The organism is Colwellia sp. Bg11-28, assembly GCF_002836245.1.
GTDB lineage: Bacteria > Pseudomonadota > Gammaproteobacteria > Enterobacterales > Alteromonadaceae > Colwellia > Colwellia psychrerythraea_A.
The window spans coordinates 292242-313179 of sequence record NZ_PJBA01000005.1; the positions used below are offsets into that span (position 1 = coordinate 292242).

Below are 20938 nucleotides of genomic sequence, written 5' to 3' on the forward strand. Positions count from 1 at the left end.
AATCCCTTAATCTTGCGCGCTTGCATCAGAAACTACTGCTTGAGTTTTTTCTTTGGTTACATCGGTCGCGCTTGCATCAGCAAGGTATACTTTCATGCCTGGAAATAATTTGAACGCGCCTTTATTAGCAATAAGTTGTCCTGCTTCGACACCAGCAAGGATCATAACCTGCTCACCTTGTCGTTCACCCAATTCAACGGCAACTTGTTTAGCGCGATAACTACCCGCTTCATCAGCTTCTAAAACAAAGACATAATTACCTAATGCATCACGTTTTATCGCTAAATCAGGTACAACAGCAAGCGTTGCTTTATTCGCTATAGGCACAATCACCGACACCAAGGTATTTGGTTTTAATGCTAATGTTGCAGAGGGCAGTTGCGCGCGATATTTTAAGTGACGTGAAAGGCGAGATAACTGTGGGTCGATAGCTATAATTTTTGCTTCAAACACTGAATCTTGACTGATAGGACTAATTTTTACCGTCGAAGATAAGCCGAGTTCTTGGTAAAGTTGTGGTAGATTAAAGTCAATCCAAGTGAAATCATTAACCCCGACAAGCTCAAGTACTTGACTATTCTTATCTAAATATTGTCCTACTTCTAAGGTATGAATGCCTACTTTAGCAGTAAATGGTGCGGTTAATGTTTTTTTATCTATAGCTGTGGCGATCACGGATATATTTGCTTTCGCTATTTGTACAGCAGCGCGAGCCTGATCTACTTGCTCTTCACTGATTCCGCGGTTTTTATGCAACTTTATATTACGATCTAACGTTTGTTGATTTAATGTCAATGTCGCTTTAGCGGCCATTAAACGAGCATCTTCGTCACGATGGTCTAACTCAAGTAGTAGTTGTCCTTTATTCACAACCTGACCAGAGGCTGCATTTAAACGGATAATTTCACCTGCTAGTTCATTATTGAGCATTAAAAACTTGAAGGCTTGTACTTCACCACTGACTTTAATACGTTTTTGGTAGCTAATATTAGCTACCTTCACTGCGGTGACTGTGGCTGCCATCTCAGGCATACTCGCTGCTTGCTCATTTGCCGCTTGTTGTAGTGATGTTTTGTAGCTATATAAGCCAAAAATGGTGCCAGCTAATATGATAATCACTAAAAGCCATTTAGTTATGTTCATGATTGTTCCTTTATCTTTTTATTCAAATACTTAAGTTCTGTGTTTGTCAGCTGCTTCGATGTGATTTTCTTGGTTGTAGTAAATAAATACAGACTTTATGTTTATTATCTAAGTGCTGCGTCTGCTAAGTGCAGACAAACTTTTTCAATATCATCATCTGAAATTTTTTGTTGCCAATCGTATGTGTTCACTAGACGTTTCATAGTGCGAATATGTGCATTATCAGCGGCTAGCACTAAGGTGTTTTTCTCATTCTCTTCATCATCGATTCCATCGATATTTTCATCAAGATCATTGTGCCAACATTGATGTAAGCGCACTGTTTGAAAGTAACCAACCGATAATGACCAAGTACCTAAATTTATTTCTTCAATATCTCGGCTGCCGGAGGTTAATTCACCAGAATCAGCAGCATTTTGCAAAAACTGTTGAAACATAGTTTGGCATCGTTCACCGCACGCGATCATTCGCGTTAACCAACGCTCTGAGCATCGTTTCATCATCGCCTCGGTATTAACAATACTTTCGAGTTGATTATCAAAGTTATACATTTGAACTTTAGAAAAGTCTAACAAGCTTGTCGCTATAATACGCTCTGGTGTTGTTAAGGGTAATGCGAGTACTTTTTTGAAAACGGACTGTCGCTCTTGATACATACGAGTAGCTAAGGCAATAAGTACATCTTCTTTACATTGCACAAACTTATAAACCGATCCCATGGACAGGCCCGCTAATTTGGCAATCGCTGACATAGAGAAGTCTAATAAACTACTCTCTTCTATTGCCTTAATCGCCGCGCATATAATTAATCTTTCTTGTTCTTCTGCACTAAATCGTGGAGCTGGAGCCATGTAAAACCTATGGGAAATGTTATTCGAATGTCGTTCAAATGTTATTTTAACTTACTTTTTGTTAAGTTCAAGTACAAAATTAAAGTGCGCAGCTTAATTAGGGGCTTTCAGGGGGGATTGTTTGAATGGGACTCAGCATCATAGCTTAGTTAGCAGATGCTCTTTGACATAAAGGTACTAAAGGGATCTTCTTGATAATTGCCAAAGGGCTGGCAAACATGAAAACCAAGTTGTTGGTAGAGTTTTTGTGCGGGTAAAAAGGCGGCCACAGTGCCTGTTTCTAAACTCAGTTTTTGATAGCCACGATTAGTTGCTTGACTGATAATATATTCCACGAGCAATTTTGCCACGCCTTGACGTAAAAAGTCTGGTGAGGTTCGCATGGATTTAATTTCACCATGGGCATTATCTAACTCTTTTAAGGCACCACAACCTGCTAATGCATCATCTTTCCAAACACACCAAAAGCTGATGTCCTCTTGCGCTAATGCAGATAAATCGAGTGCATGTACACTTTCTTCTGGAGAGTGTAATAACATATCTTGATGATGTTGCTCTAACAATGCGATGACTGCAGGATGTGTTAGTGAACCAATACGAATTTCCATTTTTTCCTTTAGGGCGAGTTAATTCATAAAAATGAGGGATGTATTATCAACTCATTGTGTTTTCGATGAAAAGCTCAGAAAGTAATTTAGGAACTAACTTTTCATTGTCGATAAATTGAATGCCAACGTTGACAGTGCCGTTGTCATTACGACTATTACATACTCGAGCCGGTATTTGTACTTCACCATCAATAGGACTTTGTAAGCAGACAAAAATATCACGCTTATTAACCTTAGTGCTGGTACTTTTAGTCTTAAAAGTGAAACCACAGCCTTTAGCAGAAATATCACCAATAATACCGTTAATTTGAGTCTTTTTATTATCGCCAGTACTTTCCAACATGATTATTGCAGGCAGATGAATGCTTGTTCTTTGCTGTAGGCGTAGCTGACGATTCTCAATTTTATTTGGGTATTCGATAAAAATAAATTTTTCAGGGTATTGGGTAATGTTTTTAATGGAAGAACGAAAGGCAAAGCATTCTCCTTTATTGCCTTCCATTAAGTAGCGGACGATAAGAACATTGCCCTCGATTAATACATCTTTATATTCGGAGGTGTTAGCCGATTTTGGATATTTTAATATAATATACTTACCTAGCTCATACCCGATCAATGGTAATTTTAGCCGCAGCGAAACAGGGTTGTTAATTTGTAGATCTAAGCTCTTACCTGGTTGAAGCTCAAAGAGTTGCATACTCTGTTCAATGCTTATGTCTGCCATTGTTTCCTTTTATACACGGCTATTCATTATTGAATATAATATAAACAAAGTGTGCTAAAGGTACAATGGCTGATTGTAAGCTAAAGTTATAAGTTAATTACCTTTATTATGCTAAGCCTTGGCAGTTATGCTCATGTGGCCAAGAGCATAACTTAGGGGGAGGTTATATACTATAAAGTTATTTATTTTCGATTTTGTTTCTTGGTTTCTTTTAATAAGGCTTCTTCAAACTCTTCAGGAAATAATACCAAGCCTTGATTATCTTGATTCGGAAAAGTAACCAACGCTAGTTCATCATCTACTAAGCCAGTACTCCAGCGACTGTACCATTTGTCTAATGATATGGCTTCAGCTTTACATTCTTGCCATTCATCAGTTGCCCAGCGCTGTGCGAATTCTTCGTTTGGCCAAACAGGCACGCAATCTTCATCTTCGGTATTTAGCATTACACAACCATGCTCGTCAGCTAATATCCAAATTTCTTTGTTGCTAACGACTTGTTGGAGTAAGTAGCTTAAGCGCTTTTCTTCATCGTATTTTTCTATCGTATTGAGTTGTTCGCTGCTGATTGACATAGTTACCTAGAAAGTTTGTATAGATGAACAATATTTTACCGTGTTAGTGCTGAGCAAACAACTTGATTGAGTTTACAGATCGCATGTTAAATCCGTAGCTTAATTACTTTTTTGTTTTCTATTAGATCTAAACTATGGAAATTGGTGTGATGTGAGCAGTTTTTTATTGTAGGTGGGAAATTTAGGCAAAAAAAAACCGATAGCAAGGCTATCGGTGACTTAGCTATGAGGAAAGCTAAAATATTCAATTATTACAACAAGCGTCCGCATTAGGGAACGAAGAGAAGTATAGAGTAGATGCTCTATACTGGCAAGTTAAATTTGTAATTTTATTTCATATATGTTGCTTTATTACATCGAATCAAAGCTAAATAAATGTCTTTTAAGTATTTATTCCTGATTTATGACACCTTTGTTTTAGTTAGATCAATAAAAAGTCAGCAGTGTATTTGGTGATTTAGCACGCATACAGTAAACTATCGGCAATTATAGTTTTAATATTGCTTTAAGTGAAAATATCATGTCCCCCACAGATCAAAACTCTCAAGCCAGCGACTTATCTACAACCCCACAAACATCAGTCGATGCAGACAATGAAAGCACGACGCATTTTGGCTATAAAACCATAGAAAAAGACGACAAAATTTCTATGGTTGCGGGGGTGTTTCACTCGGTGGCTAAGCAATACGATGTGATGAATGATTTAATGTCATTTGGTATTCATCGTTTGTGGAAACGTTTTACTATTGATGCAAGTGGTGTACGCCCTGGCAATAAGGTCTTGGATCTAGCCGGTGGTACGGGCGATTTAACGGCTAAATTTTCAAAGTTAGTAGGAAGAGAAGGCAAAGTTATTTTAGCTGACATTAACAGCTCAATGCTGAATGTCGGTCGTGATAAATTACGCGATAAAGGTTTAGTACAAAATATAGAATATGTACAAGCAAATGCTGAATATTTACCTTTTGAAGAAAATACTTTTGATATTGTCACCATCGCTTTTGGCTTACGTAATGTAACGGATAAAGATAAAGCCTTGCGCTCAATTTATTCAGTACTAAAACCTGGTGGGCGTTTACTGGTGTTAGAATTTTCAAAACCAGAACATGAGTTATTGAATAAAGCTTATGATTTCTATTCATTCAATATATTGCCTAAAATGGGCGAACTGGTAGCAAAAAACGGTGAAAGTTATCAATACTTAGCTGAGTCAATTCGGATGCACCCAGATCAAGAAACCTTGAAAGACATGATGGAAAAAGCTGGTTTTGAACAAACGAGCTTTAAAAACTTAACTGGTGGGGTAGTTGCCTTACACAAAGGTTATAAGTTTTAATCATGAAACCTTCTAATAACAAGGCTGTTACTTTATCAAGTAATCAACTAAGTACTCAATTTAGCACCAAGTTGAGTGACAGCTTATTATTACCACAAGTGGCAACGGCAACGCTTGAATTGATCATTAATAAGGCGTTAAGTTTAAATAATAAACCACTCTCTTTTACTGCGGTAGCCCACAAAACGTTAACGCTTGAGTTGTCAGAAATCTCATTTCCGCTATGTTTTACTATTGATAATACTGCTAGCCCAGTTGTGATTATTGTCAGATCTACGACTGAATATAGTGATTGCAGCATAAAAACGAGCGTTAGTACGCTTAAAAAATTAAAAGCTAATCAGTCTCTGACAGACCTAATTAAACAAGATGAGTTAGACGTTAGTGGTGATATCAAAATAGCACAACAATTTGCCAACATTGCACAATCACTTGAAATAGATTGGCAAACAGAGCTTGCTAAACACCTTGGTGATGTGCCAACTCATAAACTTTTACAGTTTGGTAATAAAATTACCAAATCGCTTGCGGCTACAGGTAAACAACTTGAAGCGGATATTAGCGAGTACCTTGTACATGAAAAACGTTTAGTGGTGACAAGTAGTCAAATAAATGCTTTTAATCAACAAACTAAAGACGTTGCGAGTAAGGTGGATAGCTTATCTGCGCGCATAGATAAACTCGCCTCCGATATAATAGGCAAGCAGTAAAAGTTAAGTTAACTAATACCACTAATAGCTCTACTAGCACTAATAATATATAGGAAATAATAACCGCCGTGAGTAGCCAACGTCTTTATCAAATAGTCAAAACTTTCTTGAATTTCGGTTTAGACGAAATGGTACCTGCGGATATGTTGCCTTGGTATGCTAACGTCGGTAGACACAGCTTATTTTGGTTGAGAAATAAGCATAAAGATAAAACCCCAGAGCAGCGTTTTCGTTTAGCTATAGAATCTTTAGGGCCTGTTTTTATTAAATTTGGCCAAATGCTGTCAACTCGCCGTGACTTATTACCATCCGAATTAGCCGATGAACTCGCCTTACTTCAGGATAAAGTAACCCCGTTTGACGGAGAACAAGCAAGACAACTAATCATTGATGCAATGGGCATAGATGTTTTTGAGCAACATTTTAAAGACTTTGATCTTGTCCCACTAGCATCTGCCTCCATTGCGCAAGTGCATACTGCAACACTACTGACTGCTGAGAAAAATGAGAATATCGTTATTAAGGTGTTGCGACCTAATATCAGTAAAACCATTTTAGCCGACATTAAAGTGATGTCATTGTTTGCTGGTGTCGTAGCGCGCTGGTTACCCGATGGTAAGCGTTTGCGTCCAAAAGAAGTGGTAGAAGAATATCGAAAAACGATTTTAGATGAATTAGATCTGAATCGTGAAGCCGCAAATACTATCCAATTAAAGCGTAATTTTGAACAAGGCAGTGAATACGATAAAGCGCTTTACGTGCCTGAAATTCATAGTGAATATAGTTTTGAAAACGTTTTGGTTATGGAGCGTATTTATGGCATTGGTGTGGGTGAGATAGAGACTCTTAACCAGCTTGGCGTGAATATGAAATTACTGGCAGAGCGTGGTGTAGAGGTTTTTTTCACGCAAGTATTTCGTGATAGCTTCTTTCATGCGGATATGCACCCTGGTAATGTTTTTGTTGATGCAACTCACCCAGAAGATCCTACTTGGATTGCGATTGATTGCGGTATTGTTGGTACATTAAATCGTGAAGATAAACGTTATTTAGCTGAAAATTTTGTTGCCTTTTTTAATCGTGATTATCGTAAAGTTGCCCAGCTACATGTTGATTCTGGTTGGGTGCCAGCCAATACCAGTGTAGATGAATTTGAGTTTGCCATTCGTACTGTTTGCGAGCCTATTTTCAACAAACCCTTGTCAGAAATATCTTTTGGACAAGTATTAGTTAATTTATTCAATACTGCACGTCGCTTTAATATGGAAGTACAACCGCAGCTTGTTCTACTGCAAAAAACCTTGTTGTATATTGAAGGTTTGGGTCGTCAGCTATATCCACAACTGGATTTATGGCAAACAGCAAAACCATTTTTAGAAAACTGGGTGAAAGAGCAAATGGGTGTTAAAGCCGTTTTAAGTAAAATTAAAGCTAACTTACCTTTTTGGAATGAAAAATTACCTGAGATGCCAGACTTAATTTACGACTACTTAAAAACAAGCCGTGAAAATCAACACCAACAAACGCAGATAATGCAAACACTGTTGGCGAGTCAGAGCAAAAATAATCAGCGAATTATCTATAGCATTGTTGCTGCAGCAATTATTATTGCAGGGGCGATTCTGTTAAGTCATTAGATTTACTGCTAGTGACTACTTACTAGTGGCAGACTTCTTTAAACTAAAGAGATAGATTACTCTTTAGTTTAAGATAGATAAGCAAGTAAACATAGCATGTTGGTTGGCTTTCTCAACGTGTTCTACGGTTTTCTTCTTTGTTACACCTAACTCCCAATAAACCACCGCATCATATTTAGCGTATGGATCCCCGCTCAGTGACTACAGGGATGACTGCTTTGACCTTGGTTGATATTAGCCATACAACATAAAGTTTCATTGGAGTATGTTATTTAATAAGTGTTGCTATTCCCTTATCAACACCATAAATATCGCTAGGATAAAACCCTAAGGTTATATGAAAGTCTTTATCAGGTAACATTAAGTGTTGACGGTAACTTGTCGCCTGTGGCGATTGAGCAACAACAAAATATGTTGTTTTATCTTTTATACTTACTCGCCCTAAGCCACTTAAAGATACAGACAAAATTGTCCCTATATCAATCTCTTTTGTGACCGATTTGTATTCGTATGGATTAATTAATGTCATGTGGAAAGTCTGATGATCTCTCTCACTTTGATGTTGTCGATAACGGGTAAAGTCATCACCTAGTATTTTCTTCATTTGTGATAAATACAGCTCAAGATCGGCTGCGTTTACTTTCCCTCCTACATAAGTTAATCCACTATTATCAGTTAATTCAACGATTTCTAATTGAATAACTAATGCCTTTTTTAGGGCTAGAACAGAATCAGACATAGGTACTTCTATAGGTTGATTATTGGTATTCTCAGCTAAAGACTCGGGTAGTGTATTAGCAGACAAAGTCGCTTGCCAAAATATTATAATAGTGAGTAAAACACCTTTGAAATTAGCCATGTTATTAATTTTTTTCATCTATTATCATCACTTAATTAGACATTAAATTTAGAGTTGATTGCATCATACAGTTAATTCGGCAGAGTAAATTAATACCAGAACAATTTCTTGAGCCTACATTGATATTTACATATTGTTCATCTGAAGAAATAACATTCAAGTTAAACCTTTCTAGTTAAAGCCGTAAACTTATTTTTTCGCTTCTTTAGCTTTAGCGAGTTGGGCACGTAAACCTGCCATGCCTTGTTGATTTGATTTCTCAACGTGCTCAACGGTTTTCTTCTTTGCGGCGCCCAATTCCCAATTTAAGTCATCTTGGGGTAATTCATGTAAAAATCTACTAGCTTCAGTACGAGACAATTCACCAAATTGCCTGCGCTCTCTAGCGTAAGTAAAAATTAATTCACGCTGAGCGCGAGTAATACCAACATAAGCAAGGCGACGCTCTTCTTCAACACTGCCTTCATCAATACTGGTTTGATGGGGTAATAAACCTTCTTCCATACCAATTAAGAATACATAGGGAAACTCGAGGCCTTTAGAAGCATGCAGTGTCATCAATTGAACTTGATCGTTACTGTCCTCTTCTTCATTTCGCTCCATCATATCGCGCAAGGTTAAACGAGTAACAATTTGCGGTAAGGTCATCGGCTCTTCGTCATCACTACCTTCAAGCATTTGTGTAACCCAGCTAAAGAGCTCGGTGACATTTTTCATACGCATCTCAGCTGCTTTAGCACTCATCGAGGTATCGTATAGGAAGTCTTCGTAATTAATTTGACGGATCATGGAGCGTAATACTGCGGCAGTATCACCTCGTTCGGCCTGATCAGCAATATCAACAACCCATTGTGTAAATGCTTGCATTTTCATTAAGCTGCGACCGGTTAAGGTTTGTTCTAAACCAAGTTCAAAACTGGCAGCAAACATACTAATTTGGCGCATGTTGGCGTAGGTGCCTAATTTCTCTAACGTCGCTGGGCCTAATTCACGTTTAGGCACATTCACAATACGTAAGAAAGCATTGTCATCGTCAGGGTTAACCAGTACCCGCAAATAGGCCATGACATCTTTTATTTCTGGACGGGAAAAAAACGAAGTACCACCACTGATTTTATAAGGGATACGGTTTTGCATCAGTGCTTTTTCAAGTAAACGTGATTGGTGATTACCACGATAAAGTACCGCGTAATCTTTATATTGACTGCGGTTCATAAAGCGATGACCAATGAGTTCGCCTATAACACGCTCAATTTCATTTTCTTCATTTTTCGCTTGTATTACTCTAAGTTCTACACCGTAGGCAAGTTCACTAAATAATGCTTTGTCATACACATGCGGGTTATTGGCAATCAGAACATTGGCGCATTTTAAGATACGACCACTCGAACGGTAATTTTGCTCAAGTTTAATTAATTTTAACGCGGGAAAGTCTTTACCAAGCAGTATTAAATTCTCTGGTTTAGCACCACGCCATGAATAAATAGACTGATCGTCATCGCCTACTACGGTTAAACGACCACGCTCACCAGTAATATTCTTAACTAATTCATATTGGCTAGCGTTAGTATCCTGATATTCATCCACCAATAAATAACGAATTTTGTTCTGCCAACGCTCACGCACTTCAGGATAGTTTTTCATTAACAGTGTCGGGATCAGAATCAAATCATCAAAATCCAATGCATTGTATGCTTTCATATGTTTATGATAGCGCTGATAAAATTCAGCATATTCACTGCTGTCAGCATCACTTGCAGATTTTAGAGCATCATCAGGTAAGAATAAGTCATTTTTCCAATTTGAAATTTTGCTTTGTAGTTTGCTCAACAAGTCTTTATCGCCATCAAGTTCATCAATGGTTAATTCCTTGAGTAATGCTAGGCTGTCTTGATCATCAAATAAGGTAAAGCCAGGCTTGTAACCCAGAATTTTTATTTCGCGACGAACAATATCAAGCCCTAACGAGTGAAACGTAGAAACCGTTAAACCGCGAGTTAGGTCTCGACCAAGCATTTTTTGAATACGCTCTTTCATTTCACGTGCCGCTTTATTGGTAAAGGTTACCGCGGCAATATTACGTGCTTTGTAGTCACACTTTTGAATGAGGTAGGCGATTTTTTGACAAATAACCCCGGTTTTACCTGAGCCAGCGCCAGCCAACACAAGGCATGGACCACTCACAAATTTTACTGCTTCATTTTGTCCGGGATTCAGTTTCATTAGTTTTATCGTTATTTAATTCGAATAAATTTTCATGTGGTAGATTTTACCTGTTTTTAGTCATGTGCAAAACAGTTACAATGCTAACAAGTGAAAATTGATGAGAAATTATTATGTTGAATGCAAAAAAGATTGAAGAAATTGCCAAGCAAGTCACAGAATCTATCCCTCCAGGCTTAAAAAGTATGGCGAATGATTTTGAAGATAAAGCGAAATCGGTTTTACAAAGTAAATTATCACAGCTTGATGTGGTAACTCGCGAAGAGTTTGATGTGCAAACGCAAGTATTGATCAAAACACGCGCTAAAATATCTGAACTTGAAGCTAAGTTAGCCGAATTAGAAGAAAAAATAGCTTCAAGCTAATGAGTCAAGTACGACCTGTTAAATTATAACCATACTGTTATTTACAATCATCCATACAATGCCAAGGACGAGATTATTTCATGTCATCTTCTAAAGTAGCCCTAACGTCGGGCCCTTCTGCAATTACTTGTTTCAAAGCTTATGATATCCGGGGAAAATTAGGCGAACAATTAAATACCGATGTTGCCTACCGGGTAGGCCGCGCTTTTGCTCAACATACCAAAGCAAAATCCGTAGTAGTAGGTGGTGATATTCGCTTAACCAGTGAAGAGTTAAAGCATGCTTTGGCGGAAGGTTTGATGGCAGGTGGCACTAACGTTATTGATTTAGGTTTAGCGGGTACAGAACATATTTACTTCGCGACCAGCCACTTACAATGCGACGGTGGCATTGTCGTTACCGCAAGTCACAATCCGATTGATTACAATGGCATGAAACTGGTACGCGAAAATTCAAAACCTATCAGTGGTGATACTGGCCTTTTTGATATTCAAGCGCTTGCTGAAAAAAACGATTTTATTGATGTTGAAACCGTAGGCACTTTAACGACAGTAGATATTACTCAACCTTATACAGAACATTTATTAACCTATATTGATGATAAAAATATCACTCCGTTGAAGCTGGTAGTAAACGCTGGAAATGGTACAGCAGGTCCTGCACTGGATGCTATTGAAAGTGCCTTTAAGGCGTTGAATGTTCCGGTTGAATTTATTAAAGTACATCATCAGCCTGATGGTAGTTTCCCTAACGGTATTCCAAACCCATTACTGATAGAAAATCGTGCAGCAACGCGTGATGCCGTAATTGAACACGGCGCTGATATGGGCATAGCCTGGGATGGCGATTTTGATCGTTGTTTCTTGTTCGATGAAAACGGTGAGTTTATTGAAGGTTATTATATTGTTGGTTTATTAGCTGATAATTTTTTAAACAAAATTGAAGGCAGTAAAGCCGAAGCCAAAATAATTCATGATCCACGTTTAACTTGGAATACCATTGATATTGCTGAAAAAGCAGGTGGTCAAGCCATTCAAAGTAAAACGGGTCACGCTTTTATCAAAGAACGTATGCGTAGCGAAGATGCTATTTATGGCGGTGAAATGAGTGCCCATCATTATTTCCGTGATTTCTTCTATTGCGACAGCGGTATGATCCCTTGGTTATTAATTGCGGAACTTGTTTGTTTGCGTAAACAGCCGCTTTCTAGTTTAGTTAAACAGCGAATAGCAGCTTACCCATCATCGGGTGAAATTAATAATACTATTGCTGACCCTAAAGCAGCTATTGCACGTGTTTTTGCTTTTTATCAAGAACAAGCACAAGTGATTGATAAAACTGATGGTATTAGTATGGAATTTGGTAACTGGCGCTTTAACTTACGTAGCAGTAATACAGAGCCTGTGGTTCGTTTAAATGTTGAGTCTAAAGCTGATGTGGCATTAATGCAGGAAAAAACAGAGCAAGTATTGGCTTTGTTATTGGCTGAGTAGTCTTTTTTTATGGCAGAGAGTTTAATGGCTAACAGCGAACGATTTTCGGACTTAAATCCAAGCTATGGCACGCTTTCATTGACTGAATTTGTTCATCAGTATGAAAACAGCCTACCTGAGGCGAGGTTATTTGAATTAACCCTGCCTTGGCTCGCTGCGACAGAAGAGTTTATGCTCCCTGAAAACAGCCAAGTAATCGTTCACTGTTTGTATCACACAAGGAAAGGGCAAGAGCCGGTATTAAACATCGCTTGGCCTTTGGTTCATAGCCTTGATAATAAGAATAAGTCATCTAAACAGCAGATCAGTTCACTGACTAGTTTTTATTCTTCGGTTGCGGAACCACTATTTTTAATTGCTCCAGCCAAAGAACAATTACAGCAACTATTTTCCTATATAGCGCAAGAGCATCACTGGCATAGTATGCAACTTGGTGCTTTTGAAGAGGGGATTGTTGCACAAGCATTAGTCGAATACTTTCCTTACCAGCGCATATTTTCTAAAACAGATAATGTTTATCAAACCGGGATCAGTGATTACGCTAGCTATTATCAACAAAGACCTAGCCAATTGCGCAACACAATAAAAAGGCGCGAGAAGAAACTGGCTAAAGCCCATCAATATCGCACCGAAATCATTACCGATATAAACGCATTTTCCGATGCGTTTACCGCTTATAAAATGATTTACCAACATAGTTGGAAAGGTGATGAATACAGCTTCAATTTTATCGAAAGAGTGTGTCTTGCCGCTTTAGCTGAAAATAAGTTACGTTTAGGGATTTTGTTTGTTGATGATGAACCAGCGGCTGCGCAATTGTGGTTTTTGCAATCGACTTACGATGATAATGCAACGCAGGGTAATAGTGGACAATTACACACAACCGCTTCTATTTTTAAGTTGGCATATACCCCGAAGTATCAACAGTACTCTGTCGGTTCTATTTTATCTCTAGCTTTGTCCGAACATGTTATTAGAAAAGATCATGTTAATAGCATTGAATTTGGTATGGGATCTGAGCCTTATAAAAAAGATTGGTTAACCGATAAAAGAACCAGACAAAGCTATCAGATTTTTAATCCCACTAGTATTTATGGTAAGTTAGCCATTATGCGCCATCTTGTACTACCGCGTTTAGTTAATCTATTCACAAGGAAAAGTAAGTAAATAATGACTTCTGCACAAGCTACCGAGAAAACTCTCGAACAAACCACAGCACAACTAATTAAGTTACTTATCGCTATTATTCCCAATTATGATGAAAGCTTTTGGAATGCCGATACGGAATTGTTTGGCGCCATAGCTGAATTTGATTCAATGGCATTAGTCACCTTAATTGGTGAGATAGAAGAGTTTTTTGATATTGATCTTGATGATGATGATATCAGCGCAGAGAATTTTGCTTCGGTTGCTAGTTTAACCGAATTAGTCCTTGAACAGAGTTAACCTTTTTTGACTATGATATCAACGGAAGTTGAATTTTATCAAGGCACTGTAGGCCCTCTCTTTCGAATCATTCGTACGCCAGAAAAGATACTTGCGCATTTGCTATTTATCGCGCCATTGTTTGAACAAGCTAATCAAACCCGTCATCACATTAGCCGTTCAGCCATTAATGCTTATCATCAAGGTATCGAAAGTATTGTTTTTGACCACTATGGTACAGGTGATAGTCATGGTGAACTGATTGATGCCAGCTTGGCATTATGGCAGCAGGATATCTTATGCCAGCTTAGAGATATTAAAACGCAGTCTTCACATGCTATTTATCTATCGTTACCTTTATCTGCAGTATTACTCTTATCAGATGAAATGCTAAGCTTGATTGACGGCGTATTACTTTTACAGCCTGACTTTAATGGTAAACGTTTCGTGCAACAGTTCAAACGCATAGCACTCGCGGCAGGGCTTACTAAAGATAATAATACTCAGGGCAACAAGTCTAAAAATACTGCAGCAGACGAAGATGAAACTGTTGAAATTGCCGGTTATCTAATGAACGCTAATTTATTGGATGAGTTGGCAGGACAGAATATCAATAAGTTAGCTGATTTTGACATCGATTTTCATTGGTTTGAATGGCAAGCTCAATCGGAAGAGTTGAGCCCTAGCAGAATAAAGCAGCAACAAGCATTGGCCAATAAAAATAATAAATTACTTGTACAACAAGTCGATGATGTAAAGTTTTGGCAAGCAACTGAATTACAAATTGCACAATCCTTTTTAGCCCAAGAACAGCTAATCTTTTCTCAGTTAGCGTTTTCGATTTTAGTTTTGTCTAAAACTGAGACAAACTGATGAATGAGCAAGGTGTTATTTTTAACAGTAATGGCAAACAATTAGTAGGTATTGAGCATTTGCCTGAGCCAATTCATCAAGGACAAACTAATAAAGGCGTAATCATTGTTGTTGGCGGCCCGCAAACTCGTGTTGGTAGCCACAGACTATTTGTTCATTTGGCTCGAGCTTTAGCAAAGCAGGGTATTGTGGTATTTCGCTTTGATTATAGCGGGGCAGGTGATAGTGAAGGGGCAGTTAGCACTTTTACTGAAATTCAAGATGATATTGAGGCCGCCATTCACACTTTTGAACAGCGCCATAGTGATATTACTGAGTTGGCTTTATGGGGGTTGTGCGATGCCGCATCGGCCATTTTGCTTTACCTCAATGAAAGGCCTCAGCAAGTCAAAATAAAGCAAGTCTTATTAGTAAACCCTTGGGTGAGACAAAGACAAACCCAGGCAAAAGCTTACCTTCGTTCTTATTATATGAAACGGTTCTTTAGTAAAGCGTTTTGGCAAAAATTGCTGTCAGGAAAAGTAAAAGCACAATCCGCATTTACTGAAATTCAAGAATTCCACCAGCAAAGCCAAAACAGTAATGATATTGACATGCAAGACAACTTTGTAACGCAAATGCTACAAGGACTTAATCAGTTTTCTGGTACGTGTGATATATTGCTGAGCGGCAATGATTTGACAGCAGATGAATTTAAGTTATTAATTAAAAGCAATAAGCATTGGCGTGAGGCAGTGGCTCGAGCTACTATAAATCAGCAAATAATTAGCCGGGCGGACCACACTTTTTCTCAACAAGATAAGCAAAGTCAGTTGATTAAATTAGTCTGTAAAGCTTTAGTAAAGTAAAGAGTTAACAAATAGTTAATAAATTTACTTAAGCTATGTTACTTGCATCCATAAATGCTTTACAATTACACAATAAAAAAGTTATCAGCATCAATTTAGACACATAAGGAAGCAAAATGAAAATAGGGATTATCGTTGGCACTCGCCCAGAAATAATCAAAATGGCACCCGTTATTCGTGAATGTAAAAAACGCGGTATTGCCTATTTTATCATCCATTCTAATCAGCATTACTCTCAAGAGATGGATAGCATTTTCTTTAAAGAATTGGAGTTACCAGCACCAGATTATAATTTGGGTGTTGGCTCAGGTTTACATAGTAATCAAACCGGTAATATTTTAATTGAAATGGAGCCCATCTTGTTGCAAGAAAAGCCTGATGTGGTTTTAGTGCAAGGAGATACCAATACAGTATTAGCTGGCGCATTGGCGGCCTCCAAACTTGATATCAAGGTAGGTCACATTGAAGCTGGCTTACGTAGTTATGATCGCACTATGCCAGAGGAAACTAACCGTATTCTTACCGATCACATGAGTGAATATCTATTTGCCGTTGGTCCAAATCAGCATGCTATTCTGGCGAAAGAAGGTATCGATAGCGATAAAATTTTTACTGTTGGTAATACGGTTTCAGATTCTTTGTTTCAACATTTAGATATCTCAGCTAGCACCAGTACCATCTTGGCTGATCTGGACGTCACTTCAGGAGAGTTCTTCCTAGTAACCGCGCATCGTGCTTCTAATGTTGATATCCCAGCAAACTTATTAGAACTGTTAGCATTATTTGATAAATTACATGCAAAATACAGCCAAACTATTGTTTGGCCTATTCATCCAAGAACTCAATCTAAGTTAAAAGAGTTTTCAATAGAATTACCAAGTTACTTAAAGCTTATTCCTCCTATTGGTTACTTAGACTTTATTCAATTACAAAAACATGCGCAGTTAATTTTAACTGATTCTGGCGGTATTCAAGAAGAAGCATGTTTATTAGGTGTACCTTGTATTACTTTACGTGAAAATACTGAGCGTCCTGAATCAATTGAAGTAGGCGCGAATGTATTAGTTGGCCGTGATGCAGTTAAAGCGTTAGCAGCAGCAGATAAATGGCTTGCTAGTGATGCAGCTAGCTTTAGTTGGAGTAACCCTTTTGGCGATGGTCACGTTGCTGAAACTATTTTAGATATCATCACTAATTCGGTGCCAAATACCCTTGAAGAAGAAATTATTGCTAAAAATGAAACGCTAAGTGTTATTGGTATGGGTTATATGGGTTTACCTATAGCGAGTTTGTTAGCTGAAGCGGGTTATAAAGTAACCGGTGTTGATTTAAATAGCGATAAAGTTAGTGCAATTAATGAAGCACAATGCCCTTTTGATGAAGCGGGTTTACCTGAACTCATTACTAAAGTTGTTTCACAAGGTTTTTTAACTGCCAGTACTGAAATCCCTTCAAGTGAAACGTATTTAGTGGCCGTGCCGACACCGCACAAAAATAATAGTTGTGACCGAAGTTATGTTTTTAGCGCAGTTGATGCTATCGCTAAGGTGGCCAAAAATGGTCAAACCGTAATTGTTGAATCGACCATATCGCCACAAACAAGTGTTGCTGTTGCACAACGGTTCGCTGATGCTGGTTTGACGATTGATGTTGTTCATTGTCCTGAGCGTGCAATTCCTGGGCAAACCTTACATGAACTTGTTCACAACGACAGGATTATCGGTGCAACGAGCATTGAAGCACAGCAGAAAGTTAAAACAATTTACCAAAGTTTTGTCAAAGGTGAAGTCTTCTTAACCGATCTAACTACTGCAGAATGTATCAAATTAGTTGAAAACACTTCACGTGATGTGGGTATTGCTTTTGCCAATGAATTATCACAAATATGTGAAGAGCTTGAAGTTGATGTCTATGAAGTTATTCGTTTAGCAAATCGCCATCCAAGAGTAAATGTATTAACACCAGGTCCTGGTGTTGGTGGACACTGTATTCCGATTGACCCTTGGTTCTTAGTTGAAAATACTAAAGCGGGTGAGTTTGTTCGGTTAGCACGTGAAATTAATGATAAACGCCCAAGTATAGTGGCAGAACAAGCATTAGCATTACTAGGTGATACTAAGGATAACTTAGCAGGTAAAAAGGTAGGCATCTTAGGCGTGGCGTATAAGGCCAATGTAGATGACTGTCGTGAGTCTCCTGCAGATGCAATCCTTGATCACTTTAAGAAAGCAGGTGTTGACGTTAATTACCATGACCCATTCGTACCAAATTGGCATTGTGAAAAACAAGAAACGATTACAGAGATTGATAACTGGGCAGATGTTCTTATTTTGGTAACAGACCATGAATGCTACAGTAATTTGAAGGTTTCAAGCCTCTTGCTTAATACACGAGCATAATAAAAAACCCATTAGCTTTGCTGTTAATGGGTTTTATTTTTTGTTAGCTTAATAATAATGATAACCGCAAAAGGAATTTTGACATGAAATTTGTAAAAGCCTCTCTCTATTTAAGTATCGCGCTGGCAATATCGGCTTGTGGTGAACAAGTCTCTGTTGAATCTCATTTAGAAAATGCAAAAAGCTATCTAAATGAAAACAAAGTTAATGAAAGTATTATTGAATTAAAAAATGCTATTCGAGCTGATACTAAAAATGCTGAAGCACGTTTTTTGTTAGGTCAAATTTATTTAAGTTTAGGTGATGGTCTTGCTGCGGTTAAAGAGCTGGAACGAGCGCAATCATTAAAATATCCGGATAACAAAGTTCTACCCTTACTAGCACGAGCCTATATCTTAACTGACAGTGATAGTGATGTAATCGCATTAAGTACTGCAGCTAAGGGACTCGCTGCTGAAGAAAGAAGTCAATATTTAGCCTACCAAACACTAGCGGCGCTACGTAGTGAACAACCAGACTTAGCCAAGCAAAGTGTTGAATTAGCGCAGTCAATTGCCCAACAAAGTCTTTATAGTATGCTGGCCTCGGCGTATCTTCAGTTATCAGAAAATAAATATGATGAAGTGAAAACACTTATCTCGAGAATTCTAACTATAGAGGCTAAGCAAGTTGATGCGCTGATGTTGCAGGGGCAAGTAGCTATGGTCACTGAAGAATATCAACTGGCAGTAGATAGCTTTAAGCAGTATATGGAGTTACAACCTCGATTTTCAATGGTGGAATTATTATTAGCTAATGCATTACTTAAAGCGGGCCATGATGAGGAAGCTGAACAACATGCAGATGCTATATTAGCTAAAGTTAATAACCAACCTTTTGCTAACTATATCAAAGCTATGGTGCGCTTTCAGGCAAAAGACTTTGACAAAGCTAGTGAGCATGCTGAGGCGGCATTATCGGCAGACTTTAATCAATTTAATTTAAAATTAGTGGCAGGAGCGAGTGCTTTTTATCTTAAGAATTGGCAGCAAAGCTATCATCACTTAAGTTCGATCATTAAGTATTTACCTAGTGATCACCAAGCTCGTCGTATGCTAGCGGTTACTCAGTTAGAGCTAGGATTAATCGATGAGATTAGTGCCACTATTGGCGACTTCGATGGCAATGATGAGGTTAACTCTCAATTTTTATCTTCTTTAAGTTATAAGCTATTAGAGCTAGGGGCGACTACAGAAGCTAAGAAATTACTTGCTCAAAATGGTCAAAACAGCACAAAGAATGCAGCACATAATGCCCGCCAGGGTATCTTAAAGTTAATGATGAACGATCCTTCAGGTATAGAGAATTTACAAGATGCAGTAAAACTCAACCCTGAGCTTATTGAAGCAGAATTAGCAATAGCATTTTCCGCATTGCAAAGAGGTGATATCGCTAAGGCCAATGCCATTGCTGAAAAATGGCAAAACCAATACCCGGACAAAGCTAGTAGTTTTAATTTACTAGCGAGTATTGCAATAAAAGAAGGGAAGTATGATAAAGCAGAACAAGCACTTAAGAAAAGTTTAAGTTTAGAGCAAGACAATTTTTTTGCACTGACCGAACAATTACGTATTGCACGCAAACAAAAGAATATTCCCTTAAGTAAACAACGTGCTGATTATTTAATAACCATAGCGCCTACAAATAATAAAGTATTAAGACAGTACTTTGGTGTTTATCGCAATGAAATGGCGCTAGCAAAACTGACCGCGGCTTATGAACTTGATAAAACAGATATTAGTAAGGCTATATTATTGTCTGAAGCGATGGTTAGTCTAGGGCAGTTAAAGCAAGCCGAAAATTTACTTGTATCAATAGCCGATACTGCAAAGTTACCTAAGCGTTATTGGCAATTATTGTTACTTACCTACAAACAACAAAAGAATTTCGAAAAAATACGACCCACGTTAGAAAAATGGTTGAAAGAGAACCCTTATCATATTGAAGCTGTTGTGTTGTTAACTGATTTCTATGCGAGCCAAAGAGATTATGAACGTGCTTTAACGGTGATTAAGCGCGGACTTGAAAACCATAAGGATAATTTGGTTTTACAGTTAGTTCAAATGCAGTTATTGCTAAACAACAAGCAAATATCTCCTGCGAAAAGTCTTTATAAAATTATAGTGAATAAAAATATTAACGACGCACTTAAGCAGGGCTTGCTCGGACGCATATATCTCCTCGAAGAGGATTATGTTCAAGCATTGCCTAAGTTAACCGTTTTTTATCAGACTTATCCGAGCACTCAAAATGCTATTTATTTAGCAGGGGCTCATTTAGGGAATAAAGATAATGCCAAGGCAGTAAAAGTGTTAGAGCACTATCTGACTATTGATGCAAATAATAACCGTATTGAAACAATGCTCGCGGGAATATACCTCGAAAATGATAGTGATAAGGCTATTGCTGTCTATGATGACGTTGTTAAAAAACAACCGAAAAATGTAGTTGCCCATAACAACCTTGCTTGGTTGTATTTAGAGCAAGATAATATCGATAAAGCCCTAGAGCATGCTGAAAAGGCATTCGAATTGGCGCCGCAAATTGCCAATATTGTTGATACTTACGGTAAAGTTTTGTTAGGCTCTGGTGATAAAAGAGCAGCCCTGAAATATGCAAGTAAAGCTTCTGAAATAGCCAAAGGGAAGGACGTCGATATTCAATTAAATTATGTTGAAGCACTTATTGCAAATAATCGAATTAATGAAGCAAAAAATTTATTAGGTAAAGTTGCTACGGCAACGGATGAACAGAAAAAGAAAAAATCAGAACTACTAACTCAATTGTAATATTACCTAAACTGTTCTAACAAACGACTGCAAGAGCAGTC

18 protein-coding genes are annotated in these 20938 nt (G+C 38.0%); 11 read left to right on the top strand and 7 right to left on the bottom strand.

The window, feature by feature from the left end:
* Positions 1 to 6: 6 nt before the first annotated feature.
* The 5 genes from CXF79_RS06770 to CXF79_RS06790 form a co-directional block, all read right to left on the bottom strand.
* Positions 7 to 1143, bottom strand: a complete 1137-nt coding sequence (locus tag CXF79_RS06770) for an efflux RND transporter periplasmic adaptor subunit (protein WP_101154424.1) — start codon at positions 1141 to 1143, stop codon at positions 7 to 9.
* 104 nt (positions 1144 to 1247) lie between these two features.
* Complete coding sequence (locus CXF79_RS06775) at positions 1248 to 1994, bottom strand: TetR/AcrR family transcriptional regulator (RefSeq protein WP_101154425.1); 747 nt, start codon at positions 1992 to 1994, stop codon at positions 1248 to 1250.
* A 149-nt stretch (positions 1995 to 2143) separates the two neighbouring features.
* Entirely contained in the window at positions 2144 to 2602 is a 459-nt protein-coding gene (locus CXF79_RS06780) for a GNAT family N-acetyltransferase (RefSeq protein ID WP_101154426.1), read from the bottom strand.
* 46 nt (positions 2603 to 2648) lie between these two features.
* Positions 2649 to 3326, bottom strand: a complete 678-nt coding sequence (locus CXF79_RS06785) for a flagellar brake domain-containing protein (RefSeq protein ID WP_101154427.1) — start codon at positions 3324 to 3326, stop codon at positions 2649 to 2651.
* 182 nt (positions 3327 to 3508) lie between these two features.
* Positions 3509 to 3901, bottom strand: coding sequence for a DUF2750 domain-containing protein (locus CXF79_RS06790; RefSeq protein ID WP_011041166.1), 393 nt, complete (start codon positions 3899 to 3901; stop codon positions 3509 to 3511).
* Between the two features lie 520 nt (positions 3902 to 4421).
* Here CXF79_RS06790 and ubiE point away from each other — a divergent pair.
* From ubiE to ubiB, 3 genes are all read left to right on the top strand, one after another.
* Positions 4422 to 5237 (top strand): bifunctional demethylmenaquinone methyltransferase/2-methoxy-6-polyprenyl-1,4-benzoquinol methylase UbiE, encoded by an 816-nt coding sequence (gene ubiE, locus CXF79_RS06795; RefSeq protein ID WP_101154428.1) that lies wholly within the window; start codon positions 4422 to 4424, stop codon positions 5235 to 5237.
* A gap of 2 nt (positions 5238 to 5239) precedes the next feature.
* The gene (locus CXF79_RS06800) at positions 5240 to 5947 is read left to right on the top strand and encodes a ubiquinone biosynthesis accessory factor UbiJ (protein WP_101154429.1); all 708 of its coding nucleotides are present in this window, start codon (positions 5240 to 5242) and stop codon (positions 5945 to 5947) included.
* A 68-nt stretch (positions 5948 to 6015) separates the two neighbouring features.
* On the top strand, positions 6016 to 7584 hold the full coding sequence (ubiB, locus tag CXF79_RS06805) for a ubiquinone biosynthesis regulatory protein kinase UbiB (protein WP_101154430.1): 1569 nt from the start codon (positions 6016 to 6018) through the stop codon (positions 7582 to 7584).
* 268 nt (positions 7585 to 7852) lie between these two features.
* Here the strand turns inward: ubiB and CXF79_RS06810 are convergent, their stop codons facing one another.
* Both CXF79_RS06810 and rep read right to left on the bottom strand, forming a co-directional pair.
* Positions 7853 to 8461, bottom strand: coding sequence for a hypothetical protein (locus tag CXF79_RS06810; RefSeq protein WP_101154431.1), 609 nt, complete (start codon positions 8459 to 8461; stop codon positions 7853 to 7855).
* A gap of 171 nt (positions 8462 to 8632) precedes the next feature.
* Positions 8633 to 10666, bottom strand: a complete 2034-nt coding sequence (gene rep / locus CXF79_RS06815) for a DNA helicase Rep (RefSeq protein ID WP_011041173.1) — start codon at positions 10664 to 10666, stop codon at positions 8633 to 8635.
* A 113-nt stretch (positions 10667 to 10779) separates the two neighbouring features.
* Here rep and ubiK point away from each other — a divergent pair, with 113 nt between their 5' ends.
* The 8 genes from ubiK (at position 10780) to prsT (ending at position 20897) form a co-directional block, all read left to right on the top strand.
* Positions 10780 to 11031: a ubiquinone biosynthesis accessory factor UbiK gene (ubiK, locus tag CXF79_RS06820; RefSeq protein WP_011041174.1), complete on the top strand. Its 252-nt coding sequence runs from the start codon at positions 10780 to 10782 to the stop codon at positions 11029 to 11031.
* An 80-nt stretch (positions 11032 to 11111) separates the two neighbouring features.
* The gene (locus CXF79_RS06825; RefSeq protein ID WP_101154432.1) at positions 11112 to 12524 is read left to right on the top strand and encodes a phosphomannomutase CpsG; all 1413 of its coding nucleotides are present in this window, start codon (positions 11112 to 11114) and stop codon (positions 12522 to 12524) included.
* A 9-nt stretch (positions 12525 to 12533) separates the two neighbouring features.
* Positions 12534 to 13691 (top strand): GNAT family N-acetyltransferase, encoded by a 1158-nt coding sequence (locus tag CXF79_RS06830; RefSeq protein ID WP_101154433.1) that lies wholly within the window; start codon positions 12534 to 12536, stop codon positions 13689 to 13691.
* A 3-nt stretch (positions 13692 to 13694) separates the two neighbouring features.
* A complete protein-coding gene (locus CXF79_RS06835; protein WP_101154434.1) occupies positions 13695 to 13970 on the top strand; it encodes a phosphopantetheine-binding protein in 276 nt (91 codons plus the stop codon).
* Between the two features lie 12 nt (positions 13971 to 13982).
* Positions 13983 to 14822: a hydrolase 2, exosortase A system-associated gene (locus CXF79_RS06840; RefSeq protein WP_101154435.1), complete on the top strand. Its 840-nt coding sequence runs from the start codon at positions 13983 to 13985 to the stop codon at positions 14820 to 14822.
* A complete protein-coding gene (locus CXF79_RS06845; RefSeq protein WP_101154436.1) occupies positions 14822 to 15670 on the top strand; it encodes a hydrolase 1, exosortase A system-associated in 849 nt (282 codons plus the stop codon). Before CXF79_RS06840 ends, CXF79_RS06845 begins: the two co-directional genes overlap by 1 nt.
* A 116-nt stretch (positions 15671 to 15786) precedes the next feature.
* Positions 15787 to 18069: a non-hydrolyzing UDP-N-acetylglucosamine 2-epimerase gene (gene wecB, locus CXF79_RS06850; protein WP_101154437.1), complete on the top strand. Its 2283-nt coding sequence runs from the start codon at positions 15787 to 15789 to the stop codon at positions 18067 to 18069.
* Between the two features lie 83 nt (positions 18070 to 18152).
* Entirely contained in the window at positions 18153 to 20897 is a 2745-nt protein-coding gene (gene prsT / locus CXF79_RS06855) for an XrtA/PEP-CTERM system TPR-repeat protein PrsT (protein WP_101154438.1), read from the top strand.
* Positions 20898 to 20938 lie beyond the last annotated feature (41 nt).